The 19,055-nt window shown below is 67.1% G+C and carries 18 protein-coding genes; 11 read left to right on the forward strand and 7 right to left on the reverse strand.

Annotated features, from left to right (window positions below; genetic code table 11):
* Positions 1–39: 39 nt before the first annotated feature.
* The gene (locus A5782_RS00005) at positions 40–1,407 is read right to left on the reverse strand and encodes a septum formation family protein (RefSeq protein WP_067093429.1); all 1,368 of its coding nucleotides are present in this window, start codon (positions 1,405–1,407) and stop codon (positions 40–42) included.
* A gap of 111 nt (positions 1,408–1,518) precedes the next feature.
* On the opposite strand from A5782_RS00005, the gene serS reads away from it, so the two are divergent.
* Positions 1,519–2,772 (forward strand): serine--tRNA ligase, encoded by a 1,254-nt coding sequence (gene serS / locus A5782_RS00010; protein ID WP_067093432.1) that lies wholly within the window; start codon positions 1,519–1,521, stop codon positions 2,770–2,772.
* Positions 2,773–2,776: 4 nt separating this feature from the next.
* Here the strand turns inward: serS and A5782_RS00015 are convergent, their stop codons facing one another.
* Positions 2,777–3,526: a helix-turn-helix transcriptional regulator gene (locus tag A5782_RS00015; RefSeq protein WP_067093434.1), complete on the reverse strand. Its 750-nt coding sequence runs from the start codon at positions 3,524–3,526 to the stop codon at positions 2,777–2,779.
* 79 nt (positions 3,527–3,605) lie between these two features.
* Between A5782_RS00015 and A5782_RS00020 the strand changes: the two genes are divergently transcribed.
* Positions 3,606–4,178, forward strand: coding sequence for a class I SAM-dependent methyltransferase (locus A5782_RS00020; RefSeq protein WP_067093812.1), 573 nt, complete (start codon positions 3,606–3,608; stop codon positions 4,176–4,178).
* Here the strand turns inward: A5782_RS00020 and A5782_RS00025 are convergent.
* The gene (locus A5782_RS00025; protein ID WP_067093436.1) at positions 4,175–4,660 is read right to left on the reverse strand and encodes a DUF2834 domain-containing protein; all 486 of its coding nucleotides are present in this window, start codon (positions 4,658–4,660) and stop codon (positions 4,175–4,177) included. The genes A5782_RS00020 and A5782_RS00025 overlap by 4 nt on opposite strands.
* Positions 4,661–4,729: 69 nt before the next feature.
* On the opposite strand from A5782_RS00025, the gene A5782_RS00030 reads away from it, so the two are divergent.
* Entirely contained in the window at positions 4,730–5,353 is a 624-nt protein-coding gene (locus tag A5782_RS00030) for a TetR/AcrR family transcriptional regulator (RefSeq protein WP_067093438.1), read from the forward strand.
* 48 nt (positions 5,354–5,401) lie between these two features.
* On the forward strand, positions 5,402–6,964 hold the full coding sequence (locus A5782_RS00035; RefSeq protein ID WP_067093440.1) for an NAD(P)/FAD-dependent oxidoreductase: 1,563 nt from the start codon (positions 5,402–5,404) through the stop codon (positions 6,962–6,964).
* An 8-nt stretch (positions 6,965–6,972) separates the two neighbouring features.
* Here the strand turns inward: A5782_RS00035 and A5782_RS00040 are convergent, their stop codons facing one another.
* Together A5782_RS00040 and A5782_RS00045 are read right to left on the reverse strand one after the other, a co-directional pair.
* Positions 6,973–7,314 carry a hypothetical protein gene (locus tag A5782_RS00040; RefSeq protein ID WP_067093442.1) on the reverse strand — a complete coding sequence of 114 codons (342 nt, stop codon included), beginning with the start codon at positions 7,312–7,314 and terminating at the stop codon, positions 6,973–6,975.
* Entirely contained in the window at positions 7,311–8,861 is a 1,551-nt protein-coding gene (locus A5782_RS00045; RefSeq protein ID WP_067093444.1) for an MBL fold metallo-hydrolase, read from the reverse strand. Before A5782_RS00045 ends, A5782_RS00040 begins: the two co-directional genes overlap by 4 nt.
* Positions 8,862–9,083: 222 nt before the next feature.
* Between A5782_RS00045 and A5782_RS00050 the strand changes: the two genes are divergently transcribed.
* From A5782_RS00050 to A5782_RS00065, 4 genes are read left to right on the forward strand one after another with little or no spacing between them, the layout of a single operon-like run.
* Positions 9,084–9,851 carry a 1-acyl-sn-glycerol-3-phosphate acyltransferase gene (locus tag A5782_RS00050; RefSeq protein WP_067093446.1) on the forward strand — a complete coding sequence of 256 codons (768 nt, stop codon included), beginning with the start codon at positions 9,084–9,086 and terminating at the stop codon, positions 9,849–9,851.
* 6 nt (positions 9,852–9,857) lie between these two features.
* Entirely contained in the window at positions 9,858–10,613 is a 756-nt protein-coding gene (locus A5782_RS00055) for a 1-acyl-sn-glycerol-3-phosphate acyltransferase (protein ID WP_067093448.1), read from the forward strand.
* 14 nt (positions 10,614–10,627) lie between these two features.
* Positions 10,628–11,413: a 1-acyl-sn-glycerol-3-phosphate acyltransferase gene (locus A5782_RS00060; protein ID WP_067093449.1), complete on the forward strand. Its 786-nt coding sequence runs from the start codon at positions 10,628–10,630 to the stop codon at positions 11,411–11,413.
* A gap of 34 nt (positions 11,414–11,447) precedes the next feature.
* Entirely contained in the window at positions 11,448–12,263 is an 816-nt protein-coding gene (locus A5782_RS00065) for a Cof-type HAD-IIB family hydrolase (RefSeq protein WP_067093451.1), read from the forward strand.
* Positions 12,264–12,275: 12 nt separating this feature from the next.
* On the opposite strand, the gene A5782_RS00070 is transcribed toward A5782_RS00065, so the two are convergent.
* Positions 12,276–13,949 (reverse strand): LGFP repeat-containing protein, encoded by a 1,674-nt coding sequence (locus A5782_RS00070; RefSeq protein WP_231986553.1) that lies wholly within the window; start codon positions 13,947–13,949, stop codon positions 12,276–12,278.
* Between the two features lie 130 nt (positions 13,950–14,079).
* Positions 14,080–15,126 (reverse strand): PirG, encoded by a 1,047-nt coding sequence (locus A5782_RS00075; protein WP_197694053.1) that lies wholly within the window; start codon positions 15,124–15,126, stop codon positions 14,080–14,082.
* A gap of 253 nt (positions 15,127–15,379) precedes the next feature.
* On the opposite strand from A5782_RS00075, the gene glf reads away from it, so the two are divergent.
* The 3 genes from glf to A5782_RS00090 are packed head-to-tail and all read left to right on the forward strand — an operon-like array spanning position 15,380 to position 19,050.
* Entirely contained in the window at positions 15,380–16,588 is a 1,209-nt protein-coding gene (gene glf / locus A5782_RS00080; RefSeq protein ID WP_067093456.1) for a UDP-galactopyranose mutase, read from the forward strand.
* 49 nt (positions 16,589–16,637) lie between these two features.
* Complete coding sequence (locus A5782_RS00085; protein ID WP_067093458.1) at positions 16,638–18,524, forward strand: glycosyltransferase; 1,887 nt, start codon at positions 16,638–16,640, stop codon at positions 18,522–18,524.
* Positions 18,517–19,050: a phosphatase PAP2 family protein gene (locus A5782_RS00090; protein ID WP_067093460.1), complete on the forward strand. Its 534-nt coding sequence runs from the start codon at positions 18,517–18,519 to the stop codon at positions 19,048–19,050. Before A5782_RS00085 ends, A5782_RS00090 begins: the two co-directional genes overlap by 8 nt.
* Positions 19,051–19,055 lie beyond the last annotated feature (5 nt).

A 19,055-nucleotide genomic window follows, 5' to 3' on the forward strand; every position in this document is an offset into this window, starting at 1 on the left:
CGTCGAAGCGCTTCGGATCCATCCGCACGCTCACCCGCCCTAGCCTCCCGGCGGAGGCTCGGCGGGCGGCGGCGCCTCGGGTGCCGGATTGGCCGGCGGGGCACTGTTATCGGCCGGCGGCGGCGCCTGCTGGGCGGGCGCCTGCTGCTGCGGGGCCTGCGGGGCCTGCTGGGGTTGCTGGGCCGGCTGCTGCCCGGGCAGATGCTGGTTGTTCGGCGGGATCTCCGGGGCCGAGCCGGTGCCGGCGCCGGACTGGCTGGATGGCGCCTGAGCCGGAGCCTGAAGCGGAATCGGCGGCATGGTGAGCCGCTCTTCGGGAATGTCCGGTGGCGGTACCGGCGGTTGGCCGTTGATCAGCAGCTGGTCCTTGGCGCTGTTCAGCAGGGTGGCCCAGCCGCCGTTGCCCAGCGTTGCGCCGATGCTGCAGGCCACCTCGCGGCTGCCCGCCGTCCAACTGGCCAGCGGCACCGTCGGGTAGATCAGCGTCAAGGTGGTGGTGCGCAGCTTGACCGGCGCCAGGTAGGCGTCCGTCATCTTGGTGCACGAATCCTTGATGAAGCCGTCCTGGTCGGGCTCGGCGGGCAGAGCGCCGGGGAACTTCTCGGCCAGGTTGACCGTGCCGGTGACCTCCATCGCGTGCGGCGCGGCGCAGTCAACCGGTGCATCGGTCGGCTGGTTGGTCGCCGGATCGATACCCAGACAGGTGCCGGTCGGCCACACCTTGGACTGGTCGACGTCGGCGACCTTGCCCTTGAACGCCTGCTGCTGATTGTTCGTGCCGGGCAGCTGCAGGCCGCACAGCATGCGGCGGTCGCCGGACTGGCGCCAGGCGCGGTCGCCGGGCCACAGCAGGCTGACGGTGAACTTGCTGTTCGGATCGAACTTGGGGCCGAGGTAACTGCGGACGGCGGCCTCGCACTGCTCTTGGGTGATCTGCTGAATGCGCGCGGGCGTCGGGGGTGCGGCGTTGGGCCCGTACTCGGAGCCCGGGAACGTCCGCATGTCAATGGATTCGGCGACCTCGAACTTGTGGTCGTCGCCGCAGTTGACGATCCTCGCCGACTCCGGGGTGGTGTCCGGCCACATCAGGCATTGGCCGGTAGAGGCTCGGTTGAAGGCCGCGTCGCTCTTGGTTCCGGTGCTGCGCACGGGGCTGCTGTCGAGGAACCGTCCCGACCCGGGACCACCGACCGGGATCGCGGTGACCAGGCCGGCGATCAACAGGCCGCCCAGGGCGGTCAGCAGCAGCGCGCGGCGGGTCGCCCGGGCCTGCAGACTGCGCGGCCACAGGAAGGCGGACGGTTGCTGATCGGACGACTGACCGGTCGAGGCGGCGGACGACTCGACCACCCGGCCTTCCCGGGCTTCCGAAAGTTCCTTCTCGGGCGCTTGCGACATCCGCTCCATTCTGACAGCAGCACCTGAGGTGGGTGACAAAAGTTACGGATGTGAGTCCTGCGGCCATTTGAGGTGATGCTCTGCCAGTGGGGCGGAACCGCGGAAAGTAGTCTCAGGGCCGTGATCGACCTGAAGCTGCTCCGGGAAGACCCTGACGTCGTGCGCCGCTCCCAACTCAGTCGCGGCGAGGACCCTTCGCTGGTAGACGCCTTGTTGACCGCCGACGCCGCCCGCCGGGCCGCGATCTCGTCGGCCGACGGGCTGCGGGCCGAACAGAAGTCCGCCAGCAAGAGCGTGGGGGCGGCCTCCCCCGAGGAACGTCCGGCCAAGCTGGCGCGGGCGAAGGAGCTGGCCGAGCAGGTGAAGGCCGCCGAAATCGCCCAGGCCGACGCGGAGACGGCCTTCACCGCGGCGCACATGGCGATCTCCAACGTCGTCATCGACGGGGTCCCCTCCGGCGGGGAAGATGACTTCGCCGTCCTCGACGTGGTCGGCGAGCCCGCGGCGCTCGACAACCCGAAGGATCATCTGGAGCTCGGTGAATCGCTGGGGCTCATCGACATGCAGCGCGGTGCCAAGGTGTCCGGGTCGCGGTTCTACTTCCTGACCGGCAAGGGCGCGCTCCTGCAGCTGGGTCTGCTGCAGCTGGCGTTGCGGCTGGCCATCGAGAACGGCTTCATCCCGATGATCCCGCCGGTGCTGGTGCGCCCGGAGGTGATGGCCGGTACCGGATTCCTGGGCGCGCACGCCGACGAGATCTACCGGGTCGAGGCCGACGACCTCTACCTGGTGGGCACCTCGGAGGTGCCGCTCGCCGGCTACCACTGGAACGAGATCCTGGACCTGTCCGGCGGGCCGCTGCGTTACGCGGGATGGTCGTCGTGCTTCCGCCGCGAGGCCGGCAGCTACGGCAAGGACACCCGCGGCATCATCCGGGTGCATCAGTTCGACAAGGTCGAGGGCTTCGTCTACTGCACACCCGCGGACGCCGAGGCCGAACACCAGCGGCTGCTGGGCTGGCAGCGCGAAATGCTGGCCCGCATCGAGGTGCCGTATCGGGTGATCGACGTGGCGGCGGGCGATCTAGGTTCGTCGGCCGCGCGCAAATTCGATTGTGAGGCTTGGGTTCCCACGCAGGGCGCCTACCGCGAGCTGACGTCCACGTCGAACTGCACCACGTTCCAGGCCCGTCGGCTGACCACCCGCTATCGCGACGAGGCGGGCAAGCCGCAAACCGCGGCCACGCTCAACGGCACGCTGGGCACCACGCGCTGGTTGGTGGCGATCCTGGAGAACCACCAGCAGACCGACGGCAGCGTGCGGGTGCCCGAGGCGCTGGTGCCGTTCGTGGGCGTCGAAGTGCTGGAGCCTTAAGCGTTTAGAGCGTCTTGCCGGCCAGCTGGCCTGGCGTGTGCCCGAAGGCCCGCCGGTAGGTGTCGATGAAGGCGCTTGGTGTGGCCCAACCGCATTCGGCCGCCACCGACGTGACATTGCGCCGCTCGGCGAGCAGCACGAGGGCGTGTTGAAGCCGGACTTGGGTGCGCCATTGCGGGAACGTCATAGCCAGCTCGTCGCTGAACAGGCGGCTCAGCGTGCGCTGGCCGACGCCGAGCCGGCGGCCGATCTGCTCCAACGTCAATGACTCACGCAGGTTGTCGGCGATCAATGCGCATGCTTGACGCAGCCGGCTGTCGACTGGCGTGGGAATCCACAGTGGCTCCCCGATGCTGGTCGCTTGCAGCTGATCGTGCAGCACGGCCAGCATCCGGTGGTGCTCGGCAGTGTCGGTGCCATCGGTTTGCGAACAGGCGATGATCAGTTCGCGCATCAACGGATTCACCGCCAGCACGGCGGGGGCCCCGGGGACGCGGTGATAGCGGTTCGGATCCAATGCGACGCCGTGAAACTGCGTGATGCCGTGGAACTTATGTTCGTGCCAGCAACCCGCCGGTATCCAAATGGCGCGATTCGCCGGCGTGATCCACGTTCCCGCCGGGGTGGTCACCGAAACCGCGCCCGAGGACGGGTACACGATCTGGTGCAGGGGATGCCGGTGCCGTTCGATGTGGGCTCCCGGCGGCAACGTCTGCGACGATGTCGCCGGGCCGTGGTGGCTGGATCCCGACATATCACGGCAGGATATCGGAAGTCCGCAGCCCACGCCTTCGCCTACCGTTTGCAGTGACTGATGGAAAGGCGTGATCGCGATGGCGATGAATCTCCTGCACCGGCGCCGGTGCAGCTCGACCGGCTGGGAGAAGGCGGTGGCCGATGAGCTGCTGCCCTGGGCGTTGCAGGGCGTCGAATTGGGAACGCGCACTTTGGAAATCGGCCCCGGATACGGAGCTACGCTGCGCGCGCTGCTCGACCGTGCGGCTTCGCTTACCGCGGTCGAAGTCGACGGCGCGATGGCCGATCGCCTGCAGCGACTGTACGGCGAGCGGGCGCGCATCATCCACGCTGACGGCAGCCAAACGGGATTGCCGGCAGACCACTTCACGTCGGTGGTGTGCTTCACGATGCTGCACCACGTTCCCAGTGCCCAGTTGCAGGACCACCTGTTCGCCGAGGCGTTCCGGGTGCTGCAACCCGGCGGGGCTTTCGCCGGTAGCGACGGCGTTCCGTCGTGGGCGTTCCGTCTGATCCATCTCGCCGACACCTACAACCCGATCGCGCCGGAGGACCTCCCCGGGCGGCTTCGGGCCGCGGGATTCACCGACATCCACACCGACGTCAAGGGCACCCGACAGAGATGGCGGGCCACCAAACCGATGGGTTAAGCGTCGACCGTCGCGCGTGCCTGCTCGTGCCGGCGTTGGCGTTCCATCGTCGCGAAGTAGAACGCGAACGCGAACGCGAAGCTGGTGAACAGGCTCGACACGAAATACAGCCACGGGTGGCGCAGACCACGGCGGTAGCCGTCCACGATTGTAAAGATCGGCAGCAGAACAACATTGGCGATCGTGTAGTCCTGGCTGGCCGAGCTGGCGGCCGGGTTGGTGAACATCAGCTTGATGTATTCAACCCAGCTGCCGTGTTCGCCCCACAGCGGGTTGGTGGATCCGTGCGCGTACTCCTGCACGTAGGTGACGTTGAAGTACCAGCCGAGGGCGACCGACGCGACGCCGACGACGTAGTACACGACTTCCATCGGAGAGAAGAGCGGGCCGGTGGCCGGCCGGGCGAAAACCTTGGAGTTGGCCGTGACGATCCAGCTGATGACCGCCAGTCCGAGTACCGCGTGAGTGAGTAGCGAGACCATGGGCGCAGTTTCACCCCGCCCCCGAAGTTTTGTCAATATTGTCAAAAAGATTCTTGGTACCTTACTGCCATGGTCCGGCCCGCTCAGACGGCACGCAGCGAGCGCACGCGCGAAGCGCTGCGCCAGGCCGCCGTGGTGCGATTCCTGGCCCAAGGTGTCGAAGACACCTCCGCCGAGCAGATCGCCGCCGACGCCGGCGTCTCGTTGCGCACCTTCTACCGCCACTTCAGCTCCAAGCACGATCTGCTGTTTGCGGACTACACCGGGCTGCACTGGTTTCGCGCCGCGCTGGATGCCAGGCCAGTCGACGAGCCGGTCATCGATTCGGTGCAGGCGGCCGTCTTCGCCTTTCCCTATGACGTTGAGGCCGTTACGAAAATCGCCGCGCTCCGGGGCGGCGACCTCGACCAGGGCCGCATCGTCCGCCACATCCGCGACGTCCAGGCCGACCTGTCCGACGCCATCGAGGAGCAGCTGCGCCGGCGCAGTGGCGCGGCCGATCGGGCACCGGATGTGCGGCTGCGTGTCACGGTGAGCGCGCGGTGCATCGCGGCCGCGGTGTTCGGCGCCATGGAGGCCTGGATGGTCGGCGACGACCGGTCGCTCGGCGAGCTGGCCCGGATCACCCATGTGGCGCTCGAGTCGCTGCGCGGCGGCATTTCCGGCACGTGGGTCACCGCGGTTTCGTCATAATTGACAAAACTTTGCCGTCGTGCGAGCCTCCCTTTCGGAGGGCAGGACATGACTGATTACGACGCGATAGTTATCGGTGCAGGACACAACGGGCTGACCGCGGCCGTGCTGCTGCAGAAGGCCGGACTGCGCACGGTGTGCCTGGATCCCAAGCTCTATGCGGGCGGCATGGCCTCCACTGTCGAGCTTTTCGACGGATACCAGTTCGAGATCGCCGGCTCGGTGCAATTCCCGACATCCCAGGTGGTGGTCGACGAGCTGGGCCTGGACACCATGGCGACCATCGACCTGGACGTGATGTCGGTGGCCGTGCGCGGTGTCGGTGACGATCCATTGGTGCAGTACAGCGACCCCATCAAGCTGTTCACCCATCTCAACGACGTGCACGGAGCGGACGCCGTCAACGGCATGGCGGGCCTGATGGGATGGGCCCAGGCGCCCACTCGCGCGCTGGGCCGGTTCGAGGCCGGAACGCCACCGAAAAGCATCGACGAGATGTATGCCTGCGCCACAAACGAATTCGAGCGCTCGGCGATCGACGACATGCTGTTCGGATCGGTCACCGACGTGTTGGACCGTTACCTGCCGGACCGCGAGAAGCACGGCGCGCTGCGCGGCTCGATGACGGTGCTGGCCGTCAACACGCTCTATCGGGGCCCGTCCACGCCGGGCAGCGCGGCCGCCCTCGCCTTCGGACTCGGCGTCCCCGACGGCGACACCATGCAGATGAAGAAGCTGCGCGGTGGCATCGGTGCGCTCACCTCCCATCTGTGCGACGTGCTGGCCAGCCACGGTGGCGAACTTCGGTTGCGTACCAAGGTGACCGACATTCTGGTCGCCGACGGGCGGGTGACCGGGGTGCGCACCGAGGCGGGAGAGACGCTGTACGCCCCGATCGTGGTCTCCGGCATCGCGCCGGACGTCACGCTCAACGAGATGATCGAACACGGCGCGCTGCCCGCGGATATCCGGGAACGCTATGCGCGCATCGACCACCGCGGCAGCTACCTGCAGATGCACTTCGCGCTCGAGGAGGCCCCAGTCTTCGCCGCGCCCTACGAGGCCCTCAACGAGCCCGCCATGCAGGCCTCGATCGGCCTGTTCTGCACGCCGGAGGAAGTCCAGCAGCAGTGGGAGGACGCGCGGCGCGGAATCGTCCCGGCCGACCCGACGGTCGTGTTGCAGATCCCGTCACAGAACGACCCGGACCTGGCACCCGAGGGAAAGCACGCCGCGTCGGCGTTCGCGCTGTTCTTCCCGATCGAGGGTGGCGTGGATTACGGGCGGGCCAAGGTCGAGATGGGCCAGCGGGTGATCGACAAGATCACCCGGCTCGCCCCGAATTTCGAACGCAGCATCATCCGGCACACCACCTTCACGCCCAAGCACATGGGCGTGATGTTCGGCGCCCCCGGCGGCGACTATTGCCACGGCCTGTTGAATGCCAACCAGATCGGCCCCAACCGGCCCGGCCCCCGCGGTTTTCTGGGCCAGCCGATCCCGATCGAAGGGCTGTATCTGGGTAGCGCGGGCTGCCACGGCGGCCCGGGGATCACCTTCATCCCCGGCTACAACGCGGCGCGGCAAGCGCTCGCCGACCGGGGCCGCTGAGAGGCGTCCTAACCGCGCTGCCTCAGCAGGTCGTCCAACAGGGCGGTGAATTCGTCGGGCCGGGCCGGTGTGAACGCGGGGCAGGGACGCGTGCCGGGTACGTCCAGTGTGATCAGCGTCGACTTGAAGGGCCGACTGATGTCCAGCGGCAGCCAGCGGCGCAGGTCCGAGCTGCCCCATATCCGGAACCGCTGGGTGAAAAGACCCAGGTCTTCGGCTTTGTACCCGCGAATCGCGTCGAGCGCGATCACCTTCGACGTGCCCGACGGAAAGTGGTAGCGGCGCAACGTGATCGCCGCGCGGTCCAGCTGGACCAGGCCATCATCGTAGGAGTCGTAGGACTTGTTCACGCCCGGGAACTCCGCAGTTGGTGGCCCTTGGCCGTCAGGCAGCTCCCGTCATCCAATCGCCACTGCCACCCATGCAGGTTGCACGTCAACGTGTTTCCCTCGACCACGCCGAATTTCGACAGGTCGGCCTTGAGGTGCGGGCAGCGGCGCTGAATCTCCCAGCCGTCCAGCGTGACGGACGCGGAGTCGTCGTGGGTCTCGGCGAACCAGCCGTCGGCGTAAGCGATCCGCTCGTCGGTCAGGCACTTGAAGAACGTGTAGAGGTACTCGTTGTAGCCGCCGACCCGCCAGGCCCTGAAACGAGTAGACAAGAAGATGGTGTTGACCCAGTCCGGCTCGCGGTCGCGCAGTACGGTGCGAACCAGCTCCGGTGCTATGGCGAATCCGTACCGAACCTTCTCATCCGGAATCCGTTCCCGCACTGCCCGTTTCGGAAAGTCCAGGACCACTGTTTCCGGCCCGAGCACCAGTTCGACGGGGTAGCCGATCCCGTCGCAGATCTCGTCGCTTTGCGACATGATCGGCTCGAACAGCGCGCGCAACGGTTCCAGCAGCGGCTCCCCGGTGGCGGGCGCCCAGCTAGCCCGCTGGGCGGCGACGACCGGTGCCATCCGCTCGGCGTACTCGGCGATGTAGTCCGCCTTGCCGGTGGTGAAGATGGCCTCGACCTGGTCGGCGGGCAGCGGATGGGTGAGCGAATTCAGGCTGGACCCGGTGAAATCGGCGGTCGATCCGGGGATCATCAGCAGCCCACCGTCGTTCCCGTGCCTGCGCATCTGATCGAGGAAGACCATCTGGTCGGGGAAGATGTTGGCCGGATCCGCGTGGTCGTCGTTGAGGTGGCGTAGCTCCGGATCCAGGAAGCAGGGCGGCCCCGCGGACGGAACCACCCATGTCGCCCCGACCTGGGCGAGGTATTGGCGGGCACGGTCCATCTGCCGTTGCCGCTTCTGGATGCCGAACGACTCCTTGGCCCGGGCCGGCATGTCGTAGACCATCGGGTACCAGATGGCTCCGGAGTACTGCAGCAGGTGCACATCGATGTGCCCGAACTCCGACGCCAGCACGTCCAGTTCCACCGGCCGGGCGTCGTTCATGTTGAAAACCGTTGTCGCGCCGTCGGAAACCAACAGCGCCGAATCGCCGATCGGGCCGTCAGCCGGTGCCCGCAGGGCGATGATCATGACGTCAAGCTCGCCCCTGGGGCCACCGATCCGGTGCTTGACCGAATTGCTGGTCTCGAAGAATCGATGAAAACCCAGCTTCTGCAATTCATTTCGCAGGTCGGGCACCGGGAAGTCCGGCAGCAACACCACCGCGTCCTTATTGACGTGCTCGGCCAGATTCTTCGCGTCGAAGTGATCCTTGTGCAGATGTGACACATAGAGGTAGTCGCAGGCGCCCAGGTCGTCCCAGTCCAGCGCGCTGTTGTCCGGGAACGGGAACCAGGACGCGAAGTAGGCGGGATTGACCCACGGGTCGCACAGGATGCTGCCCGCTCGGGTCTGGATCAGAAATCCGGCGTGGCCGACGCTGGTGACCTGCACTGATACCTTCCTGGGGCCGGTAGAAGGCCTTCGAAAGGCTTCTGCGGCCTCGGCCGGGGGATGACGGCTTTTCAGCCCCCGAGCTTAGCGCGAGCCGACACCTTCGGCCGGTCACCGCCCCCGGTGGACGCGCACGCGCACCGGGTCCGGCTCGACGGCCGTCCACCTGCGATTTCTGGCTGTTGGGGCGGCGCCAGGCCGGGAGCATTAGGCTGAAGTGTTGTGGAACCGGTTTACGGGACTGTCATTCAGCTCGCCCGCCTGGTGTGGCGCGTCCAGGGTCTGAAAATCACGATCGCGGGTGTGGAGAACGTGCCGAAAAGTGGCGGTGCGGTCGTCGCGATCAACCACACCAGCTACCTGGACTTCACCTTCGCGGGATTGCCCGCCTACCAGCAGGGCCTTGGCCGCAAGGTGCGATTCATGGCCAAGCAGGAGGTTTTCGACAACAAGGTCACCGGGCCGATCATGCGTAGCCTGCGGCACATCTCGGTGAACCGGCAAGACGGCGCCGCCTCCTTCGAATCCGCCGTCCGGAACCTGAAGGACGGCGAGCTGGTCGGCGTGTACCCCGAAGCCACGATCAGCCGCAGCTTCGAGATCAAGGAATTCAAATCGGGGGCCGCGCGGATGGCGGTCGAGGCCGGGGTGCCCATCGTCCCGCACATCGTCTGGGGTGCCCAGCGGATCTGGACCAAGGATCACCCGAAAAAGCTGTGGCGTCCCAAGGTTCCCATCACGGTGCTGGTCGGCGAACCGATCGAGCCCACGTTGGGCATCGAGGAACTCAAGGGGCTGCTGCACTCGCGCATGCAGCACCTGCTGGAACGCGCGCAGGAAATGTATGGACCTCACCCTGCCGGCGAGTTCTGGGTGCCCCACCGGTTGGGCGGCGGCGCTCCATCCCTGGCGGAAGCGGCCCGGCTGGAGGCCGAGGAGACGGCCGCCCGGGCGGCTCGTCGGGGCCGGTCCGCAGGGGCGCCGGAGTAGTGATCGATGGTGGAGCCGACCTTCCGCGCGTTGGAGCTTCTGGCTCAACTGGCGGTGAAGGCCACCGGCACCAGGATCACCTACTGCGGTGAGGAGCAGATCCCCGAGCGGGGCGGCGCGGTGGTGGCGATCAACCACACCAGCTATGTCGACTTTCTGCCCGCCGCGCTGGCGGTACACCGCCGGGGACGTCGGCTGAGGTTCATGATCAAAGCCGAGATGCAGCAGGTCAAGGCGGTCAATTTCCTGATCAAGCACACCCGCACCATCCCGGTGGACCGCGGCGCGGGGGCGGGTGCTTACGCGGTGGCGGTGCAGCGGCTACGCGAGGGCGAGCTGGTGGGGGTGTACCCGGAGGCCACGATCAGCCGCAGCTTTGAGCTCAAGGAGTTCAAGACCGGCGCTGCGCGGATGGCCATCGACGCCGACGTCCCGATCGTGCCGGTGATCGTCTGGGGAGCGCAGCGAATCTGGACCAAGGATCACCCGCGAAATGTGGGCCGCGCCAAAATACCCATTACTGTGCAGGTAGGCGCGCCGTTACGGGCGCGTGAAGACATCGCGCAGACCGACGCTGCCCTGCGCGACTCGATGACCACCTTGCTGCACCGCGCGCAGGAGCGCTATCCGGGCGAGCCCGGAGCGTATTGGATGCCGAGCCGGCTGGGCGGCGGAGCGCCGACCCTGGCCGAGGCTGCTCGCATCGAGGCCATCGAGGCGGCGGCTCGATCGGCTAAAAGGGCCGAGCGCCCGTCGCAGTAGGCGAAGGAGAAGACATGCCCGAGGGCTTCTACCGGCTGGCGGAGTGGATCGTCCCGCCGATGGTTGCGATGCAGGGGACCAAGTTCACCTACCAAGGCCTGGAGAACATTCCCGCGCGCGGCGGCGCCTTGCTGGCCCAGAACCACACCAGCTACCTGGACTGGCTGCCGACGCTGATGGCTGTGCGTGAGCGCCGGCGACGCGCGTACTTCATGATCAAGGCGGAGATGGCCGACGTGAAGGCGGTCAACTACGTCATCAATCACGCCCGGCTGATCCCGGTGGATCGCAGGTCGGGGCACGACGCCTTCGATGTGGCCGTCCAGCGCATGCGCGAGGGTGAGCTGATCGGAATGCATCCCGAGGCCACCATCAGCCGCAGTTTCGAACTGCGGGAATTCAAGACCGGGGCGGCGCGGATGGCGCTGGACGCCCAGGTGCCGATCGTTCCGATTGTCGTGTGGGGCGCTCACCGGATCTGGCCAAAGGACCATCCCAAGAAGGTGATTCGCAACAAGGTTCCGGTCACGGTGGCGGCCGGGCAGCCGTTGGCCCCCCGGGGCACGCCCGAGCAACTCAACCTGCTGTTGCGTTCGGCGATGAACGACCTGCTGTACCGGGTGCAGGAGGAATATCCGCACCCCAAAGACGAGTTCTGGGTGCCGCGGCGCCTCGGCGGTGGCGCGCCCACCCAGGAGGATTCCCGGGCCATCCGGTTGTCGGAGTTGCAGGAGCGGATGCAGCGGTACGGAACCGACGGCGTGACGCGACCCGGGCAGAGACAGAGCGGGCTGCATTGAGCGGTCCGGCCAGCTGTCAGGGCGGGCGGTTTCGATGACCCTGCCTGCGCTCATCGCCTGCGACGTCGACGGCACCCTGTTCGACGATGACGAGAAGATCTCCCCGCGCACCCGCGACGCTATCCGTGCCGCCGTGGCCGCCGGTGCGCAGTTCGTGGTGGCGACCGGGCGTCCACCGCGCTGGATACGACCCGTCGTCGACGCCCTGGGCTTCGCGCCGATCTCGGTGTGCGCCAACGGCGCCGTCATCTATGACGCGGCGACGGACCGGGTGATGTCCACCCGCACGCTGGCCGTCGACACCCTGGCCGAGTGGGCGGAGCTGGCGACCCGCGTCATCCCCGGCGCGGGCCTGGCCGTCGAGCGCATCGGCGAAAGTGCCCATGACACGGCGACACCTCAGTTCGTCAGCTCGCCGGGCTACGAGCATGCCTGGCTGAATCCGGACAACACCGAGGTGTCGATCCAGGACCTGCTCAGCGCCCCGGCGATCAAGCTGCTGATTCGCCGATCCGGAGCCCGCAGCGCCGACATGGCAGCCGAGCTGGCTAAGCACGTCGGCATCGAGGGCGACATCACCTACTCCACCAACAACGGCCTGATCGAGATCGTGCCGCTGGGGACCAGCAAGGCCACCGGTATCGACGAGATCGCACGGCCGTTAAAGATCGCCCCCGAGGAGGTGGTGGCGTTCGGCGACATGCCCAACGACCTGCCGATGCTGCGGTGGGCCGGACATGGCGTGGCGATGGGCAATGCCCATCCCGACGTGCAGTCGGTCGCCGACGAGGTCACTACCGCCAACAACGACGACGGGGTGGGCCGGGTGCTGGAACGCTGGTGGCTTTGACGGCGCAGTCGGCTACGTGGGCGTGGGATGTGACGGCAGCGAGAAGTGTTCGGCCGGTACCGTTGGGCCGCTTGGTGATTCGGTTGTTAGCGGAATGGTGATTCCGTCGACGACCTCGGTGACATTTCCGGTCAGCCGCTCGTAGTTCAGGGTGCCATGCTGGAAGTTCTGCGTAATCTGCAGCGGCTCTTGTATTTCCGCGCTGGTCGGCAATCCGAGCGGGCCACGTTCGTAGCTCTGTGAGCCCCAGGCGTCGTAGATTGCGCCGGTGACCGGCTGGGCGCCGGTCTCGGGTGACCAGTACATCGCGCCGCGGGCGAACGTGACGAAGCGGCCGTCGCCTTCTGCGCTGTCTTCCGGTGCGGTCGGGGCACCCAGCACGCTGTTCATCGCGCCGATCGCCTGCCAGTGGTCATAGATCGCGCCGCCCTGCAACGCCTTGAGCAATTCTTCCGGCGGATCGTTGACATGTGATGCGATATCACGCATTTCATCCATCAGTGCGTAGGCGGCATTGCCGGGGCAATCGGTGTTGCCGACGTCGCGGTGGGTGAAGATGGTCGGCAACGTCGCGATGGAGCCGGCCGGGAAAGTGGTGTAGTGGCTACCGGCCGACTCGAGTTGCACCGTGCCCTTGGGGTCGACGCCGTCCAGGCCCAGCCGCCAGCCGAGCAGCCGGCCCATGGTTCTGAGCTGGATGGGTGTCGGCGGCACGTCGTCGAAGTTGCCGATCATCGCCACGCCCCAGGTGTTGCGATTGAAGCCACCGGTGTGGAAAGCCTCGACCGCCTTGGTGAGACCGCCTGCGCTGCCCTCGAACACCTGGCCGTACTTGTCGACCAGCGCGTTGTAGGCGATGTCGCACCAGCCCAGCGTCTTGCTGTGGTAGGTGTAAATCGCCTTGACGATCCCGGCCGATTCAAGCGGGGAATAGTCATTGCTACCGGCGGTGTGGTGGACGACCGCGGCGCGAATCCCGTTGTCGTACTGCGGGGTACCGCATCGCAGCGACTCGTCGGCGCCCCATTGCGCGCGGCTGATGATGGGCGGAGCCTGTCCGGGCATCAAGACCCCGGCCGGTGGCGTCCAATGCGTTCCGACCGGCGCTTGCGGTGGGGAGATGAGGACGGCGGAGATGTTTTGCGCGAAGGGCTGTTCCCGCGATGCCGGCTTGTAGCCCAGATCGTTCTTCTCACTCGGCGGCGCCGGCGCCGGCTGGGTCACCGGCGCGTCGAGCGGGCGGGTGATAGCGATCTGGACGGTCGTGGTGGTGCCGACGAACACCGGATCGGTGCCGCGGGGCCCCTCTGTCGCCGCGTTGGGACGGTCTGGGCCCGCCAACTCTGCACCGCCCGCGCGGGGCGCCGGGTCGGGTGCTGCGGTCTCGTACTCGGTCTGATACCAGGGGCCCCACGAACCGTCGGGCCGCTTCGCCCGAACGCGGGTCGACGTGCCGGCCAGGTCGCCGGTCAGGGCGACCAGAGAAAACGGGCTGTCCTGACTGATTTCGCGAACTGTGACTCCGGCCCCCAGCCCGATCAACGGTTGCTCGACGAGTTGGGTGCCGCGGGGCGGCGTCGTGCCGGCGGTGCCGCGATCGCGTGTCGTGCCCGCGAGCCACGAGACGAGCACGACGGTCGCCGCCATAGCGGTGAGCAACATCGTTGGCGCACGACTGCGAGACACCAGCTGATGTTACTTGTGATTCTAATGTTATCTATGAGGCGACACGAGCTGGGCGCTGGTTAATCTCCACGAAAATCGACGGCACCGCAGATGACTCTGCGGTGCCGTCTTGTGGAAGGTTTGCCAAGGACTAGACCGGGGGCAGTAGCGGTGCCGCGCCTGCGGCCGCCGGCAACGCACCGGCCGCGCCCGCAACACCCGGCAGGGCGCCCGCGGCACCCGGCAGGGCACCCGCAACACCCGGCAGAGCGCCCGCGGCACCCGGCAGGGCACCCGCGGCACCCGGTAGGGCGCCCGCGGCACCCGGTAGGGCACCCGCGCCGCCGTGCATACCCTGCGTGATGGCCGGCATGACCAGGCCCTTGAGCAGGTCGATCGCCTGGCCAGCGCCCAACTGGTTGGCGGCTTGCATCACGTCGTTGACCAGACCGCCGCTGGCACCACCGGTGCTCGAGCCGCCGCCCAGGCCGGTACCGCCGCCGCCAATCGGCGAAGCGTTACCGAACGTCGACGGGTCGCCCAGGATCGGGTAGGTGCCGCCGGCACCCGGGTCCAACCCGGCCCCGGAGTCGATCGGCACCTCGCTCGGCGACATCGCCGGCCCGCCCAGACCAGGCGTAACCCCGGCCGGGCTGGTCAGCCCGGGGTTGGAGAGCGCCGGGTTGAGCCCGGCACCCGGGGTCGCGACACCGCCACCAGGGGTGGTCGGCAACGCGCCGGGCGCGGTGAGACCGGGCGTCATGGGCGCCATACCGGGGCTCGTCAGGCCCGGGCTCGTCAAGCCGGGAGTGGCCAAGCCCGGCGTCAAACCGGGGCTGGTCAAACCGGGGCTGGTCACGCCCGGGTTGGTCAGGCCCGTCGTCCCCAATCCGGGGGTTCCGAGGCCCGGAGTGCCCAGGCCGGGACTGGCGAGACCGGGTGTGCCGGTCGCGCCCCCGCTCAGGGCGGGCACCGGGGGCATGTTGATCCCGAACTGCGACAACCCCTGCGACAGCGCGCCCATCAGCTCACCGGGCAGGTCGCTCATCAGCGCGGCCTGCCTGAACTCGTGATGCTCGGGCGCTTTGGCGCCGGCAGTCGATTCGTAGACAAGGAAGTATGCGCAAGGACTCGCCACTGCCAGGGCGGCAACCGCGCTCATGGCTGTTGAGAGCTTGCGTCGGCGTCGGTTCGGCACGGAAGTCTCCTCTATCTGACTATGTGTTGTGTCGGCGCGTCCCACCTGTCGCATCTGGTGGGAATCACACAAAGTCGATGGTACGAGTGGTGACGCTGTTACTAGAGTGGTGATATTGAATCGTGAGGCAATTGCGACCTCGACTGTGATCGCGGATTCCGGACGCCGCAACGGGCGCCGTCACAGCGCCGAGCCCGCTGCATGGCCTCGCCAAATGGGTTAGGGCCACGCGGTCGGATACCCTAAGCAACCGATGACCGCTCGTTTCGATCTTTTCGTCGTCGGCTCTGGATTCTTCGGACTGACCATTGCCGAGCGCGTAGCTACCCAGCTCGGGAAACGCGTCCTCGTCGTGGACCGCCGCCCCCACATCGGCGGCAACGCCTACTCGGAAGCCGAGCCGCACACCGGCATCGAGGTGCACAAGTACGGTGCCCACCTGTTCCACACCTCCAACAAGAGGGTCTGGGACTACGTGCGGCAGTTCACCGACTTCACCGACTACCGCCACCGGGTCTTCGCGATGCACAACGGGCAGGCCTACCAATTCCCGATGGGACTGGGCCTGGTGTCGCAGTTCTTCGGCAAGTACTTCACCCCCGACGAAGCCCGCAAGCTCATCGCCGAGCAGGCCGCCGAGATCGACACGGCCGACGCGCAGAACCTCGAGGAGAAGGCGATCTCGCTGATCGGCCGGCCCCTCTACGAGGCCTTCGTCAAGGGCTACACGGCCAAGCAGTGGCAGACCGACCCCAAGGAGCTGCCGGCCGCCAACATCACCCGGCTACCGGTGCGCTATACCTTCGACAACCGCTACTTCAGCGACACCTACGAGGGCCTGCCCGTCAACGGCTACACGGCCTGGCTGCAGAACATGGCCGCCGACGACGGCATCGAGGTCAGGCTGGACACGGACTGGTTCGACGTGCGCGATCAGCTGCGCGCGGACAGCCCCGACGCACCGGTCGTCTACACCGGGCCGCTGGACCGCTACTTCGACTACGCCGAGGGCCGGCTGGGCTGGCGCACCCTCGACTTCGAGCTGGAAGTGCTGCCCATCGCGGATTTCCAGGGCACACCGGTGATGAACTACAACGACCCCGACGTGCCCTACACCCGCATCCACGAGTTCCGTCACTTCCACACCGAGCGCGACTATCCGGCCGACAAGACCGTGATCATGCGGGAGTACTCGCGCTTCGCCGAAGACGACGACGAGCCCTACTATCCGATCAACACCGAGGCCGACCGCGCCCTGTTGGCCGCCTATCGAGCCAGGGCGAAATCCGAGACCGCGTCGTCGAAGGTCTTGTTCGGCGGCCGGCTGGGCACCTACCAATATCTGGATATGCACATGGCCATTGCCAGCGCCCTGAACATGTACGACAACGTCCTCGCGCCGCACCTGCGTGACGGCGCATCCCTGGCAGAAGCCCAGAACAAAGAGGAAGGTGCGCGCTGATGCGCGCCTTGACGATGCTGAGCGAAGCGATGAGAAGGAGTGGCGCCAAATGACCGCCATGAGCCTGCTGTCCCGGATCATCTTGCCGCGTCCCGGCGAGCCGCTCGACGTGCGCAAGCTGTATCTCGAGGAGTCGACGACCAACGCCCGGCGCGCCCACGCGACCAGCCGCACCTCGCTGGAGATCGGCAAAGAGTCCGAGGTGTCGTTCGCCACCTACTTCAACGCCTTCCCGGCCAGCTACTGGCGGCGCTGGTCCATCTGTCAGTCCGTGGTGCTGCGGGTCGAGCTGACCGGAACCGGGCGCGTCGACGTCTACCGGACCAAGGCCACCGGGGTGCGAATCTCGGTGGAGGGCCGCCAATTCGTCGGCACCGACGAGCAGCCGGCCATCGTCGAGATCGAGGTGGCGCTCAAGCCGTTCGAGGACGGCGGCTGGATCTGGTTCGACATCACCACCGACACGGTGGTCAACCTGGTGAGCGGTGGTTGGTACGCCACCGAGCCCGCGCCCGGCACGGCCAACATCGCCGTCGGTATTCCCACGTTCAACCGCCCCGCCGACTGCGTCAACGCGCTGGCCGATCTCACCGCGGATCCATTGGTGGACCAGGTGATCGGGGCGGTCATCGTCCCCGACCAGGGCGTGCGCAAGGTGCGCGATCACCCGGACTTCCCGGCAGCGGCGGCGGGCCTGGGTAATCGGCTGTCGATCCACGACCAGCCCAATCTCGGTGGTTCCGGCGGCTACAGCCGGGTGATGTACGAGGCGCTGAAAAACACGGACTGCCAACAGATTCTGTTCATGGACGACGACATCCGCATCGAGCCGGACTCGATCCTGCGGGTGCTGGCGTTGCACCGCTTCGCCAAGACGCCGATGCTGATCGGCGGGCAGATGCTCAACCTGCAGGAGCCGTCACACCTGCACATCATGGGCGAGGTGGTCAACCAGTCGAACTTCATGTGGACCGCCGCGCCGCACGCCGAGTACGACCACGATTTCGCCGAATATCCGTTGGGCGACAAGAACCCTCGCAGCGCCCTGCTGCACCGCCGCATCGACGTCGACTTCAACGGCTGGTGGACGTGCATGATCCCCCGGCAAGTCGCCGAGGAACTGGGCCAGCCGCTGCCGCTGTTCATCAAATGGGATGACGCCGAGTACGGTCTGCGCGCCGGTGAGCACGGGTACCCGACCGTCACGCTGCCCGGCGCCGCGATCTGGCACATGGCCTGGAGCGACAAGGATGACGCCATCGACTGGCAGGCCTACTTCCACCTGCGCAACCGCCTGGTGGTCGCGGCCATGCACTGGGATGGCGACATCACCGGGCTGGTCCGCAGCCACCTCAAGGCGACGCTGAAACACCTTGCCTGCCTTGAGTATTCGACGGTGGCAATCCAGAACAGGGCGATTGACGACTTCCTCGCCGGACCCGAACACATCTTCTCCATCCTGGAATCCGCACTGCCCGAGGTGCATCGCCTGCGCAAGGAATACCCGGATGCGGTTGTGCTGCCGGCGGCGAGCGAACTCGCCCCGCCGCAATACCAGAGCAAGGCGATGAAGCCACCGGTGAACCCGGTGTCGATCAGCTACCGGCTGGCCCGCGGCGTCCTGCACAACATGACCAAGGCCGACACGGAATCGCACACCCGGCCCGAGTTCAACGTGGCGACCCAGGATGCGCGCTGGTTCCGGCTGTGCACGGTCGACGGCGTAACGGTCACCACGGCCGACGGCTGCGGTGTGGTCTACCGCCAGCGAGACCGACAAAAAATGTTCTCGCTGTTGTTCAAATCAATGCGCCGTCAGCGTCTGCTGCTCAGCCGCTTCGACGAGATGCGCCGGGTGTATCGCGACGCGCTGCCGGTGCTGTCCAGCAAGCAGAAGTGGGAGACGGCGTTGCTGCCAGCTGCAGAACATGCATGAGGCCGCTGCTGCAGAGGCGCCGCGCGGCGAAGTGGCCGCGCTGGTCGCCATCCAGGCGGCACTGAGCGATCGTCGGGGGGTGCTGCCCGCGGCGCGCGCACTGTCCCGCTTCGGCGAGCACAGCATCGGTTGGGTGGCAGTCGCCGGGCTCGGTGCGGTGCTTTCACCGAGGCGGCGCCGCGACTGGCTGGTGGCCGGGGCCGGTGCCTTCGCCGCACACGCCGCCGCTGTCCTCGTCAAGCGGATCGTGCGCCGCAAGCGGCCGCAAGATCCCGCCGTCGCGGTGAACGTCGGCACGCCCAGCCAACTGAGTTTTCCGTCCGCTCATGCCACTTCGACCACCGCCGCGGCCATTCTGATGGGCCGGACCACCGGTCTGCCGCTGCCCGCGGTCTTGGTGCCCCCGATGGCGTTGTCGCGGATGTTGCTGGGTGTGCACTACCCCAGCGACGTGGCCTTCGGCATCGCCCTGGGTGCCGTCGTTGCGGCGATGGCGCGCCGCGGCACGAGAGGTCGTAAGGGGTGAAGCCG

Origin of the sequence: Mycobacterium sp. 852002-40037_SCH5390672, assembly GCF_001665875.1 — a bacterium.
Classification (GTDB): Bacteria; Actinomycetota; Actinomycetes; order Mycobacteriales; family Mycobacteriaceae; genus Mycobacterium.

Excerpts from the sequence above, each read along its gene's own strand:
- A5782_RS00020 (WP_067093812.1), top strand. The coding sequence starts at position 3,606 with ATGGCGATGAATCTCCTGCACCGGCGCCGGTGCAGCTCGACCGGCTGG.
- A5782_RS00005 (WP_067093429.1), bottom strand. The coding sequence starts at position 1,407 with ATGGAGCGGATGTCGCAAGCGCCCGAGAAGGAACTTTCGGAAGCCCGG.
- A5782_RS00030 (WP_067093438.1), top strand. The coding sequence starts at position 4,730 with ATGGTCCGGCCCGCTCAGACGGCACGCAGCGAGCGCACGCGCGAAGCG.
- A5782_RS00035 (WP_067093440.1), top strand. The coding sequence starts at position 5,402 with ATGACTGATTACGACGCGATAGTTATCGGTGCAGGACACAACGGGCTG.
- A5782_RS00065 (WP_067093451.1), top strand. The coding sequence starts at position 11,448 with ATGACCCTGCCTGCGCTCATCGCCTGCGACGTCGACGGCACCCTGTTC.
- A5782_RS00085 (WP_067093458.1), top strand. The coding sequence starts at position 16,638 with ATGACCGCCATGAGCCTGCTGTCCCGGATCATCTTGCCGCGTCCCGGC.
- A5782_RS00055 (WP_067093448.1), top strand. The coding sequence starts at position 9,858 with ATGGTGGAGCCGACCTTCCGCGCGTTGGAGCTTCTGGCTCAACTGGCG.
- A5782_RS00025 (WP_067093436.1), bottom strand. The coding sequence starts at position 4,660 with ATGGTCTCGCTACTCACTCACGCGGTACTCGGACTGGCGGTCATCAGC.
- glf (WP_067093456.1), top strand. The coding sequence starts at position 15,380 with ATGACCGCTCGTTTCGATCTTTTCGTCGTCGGCTCTGGATTCTTCGGA.
- A5782_RS00060 (WP_067093449.1), top strand. The coding sequence starts at position 10,628 with ATGCCCGAGGGCTTCTACCGGCTGGCGGAGTGGATCGTCCCGCCGATG.
- A5782_RS00015 (WP_067093434.1), bottom strand. The coding sequence starts at position 3,526 with ATGTCGGGATCCAGCCACCACGGCCCGGCGACATCGTCGCAGACGTTG.
- A5782_RS00090 (WP_067093460.1), top strand. The coding sequence starts at position 18,517 with ATGCATGAGGCCGCTGCTGCAGAGGCGCCGCGCGGCGAAGTGGCCGCG.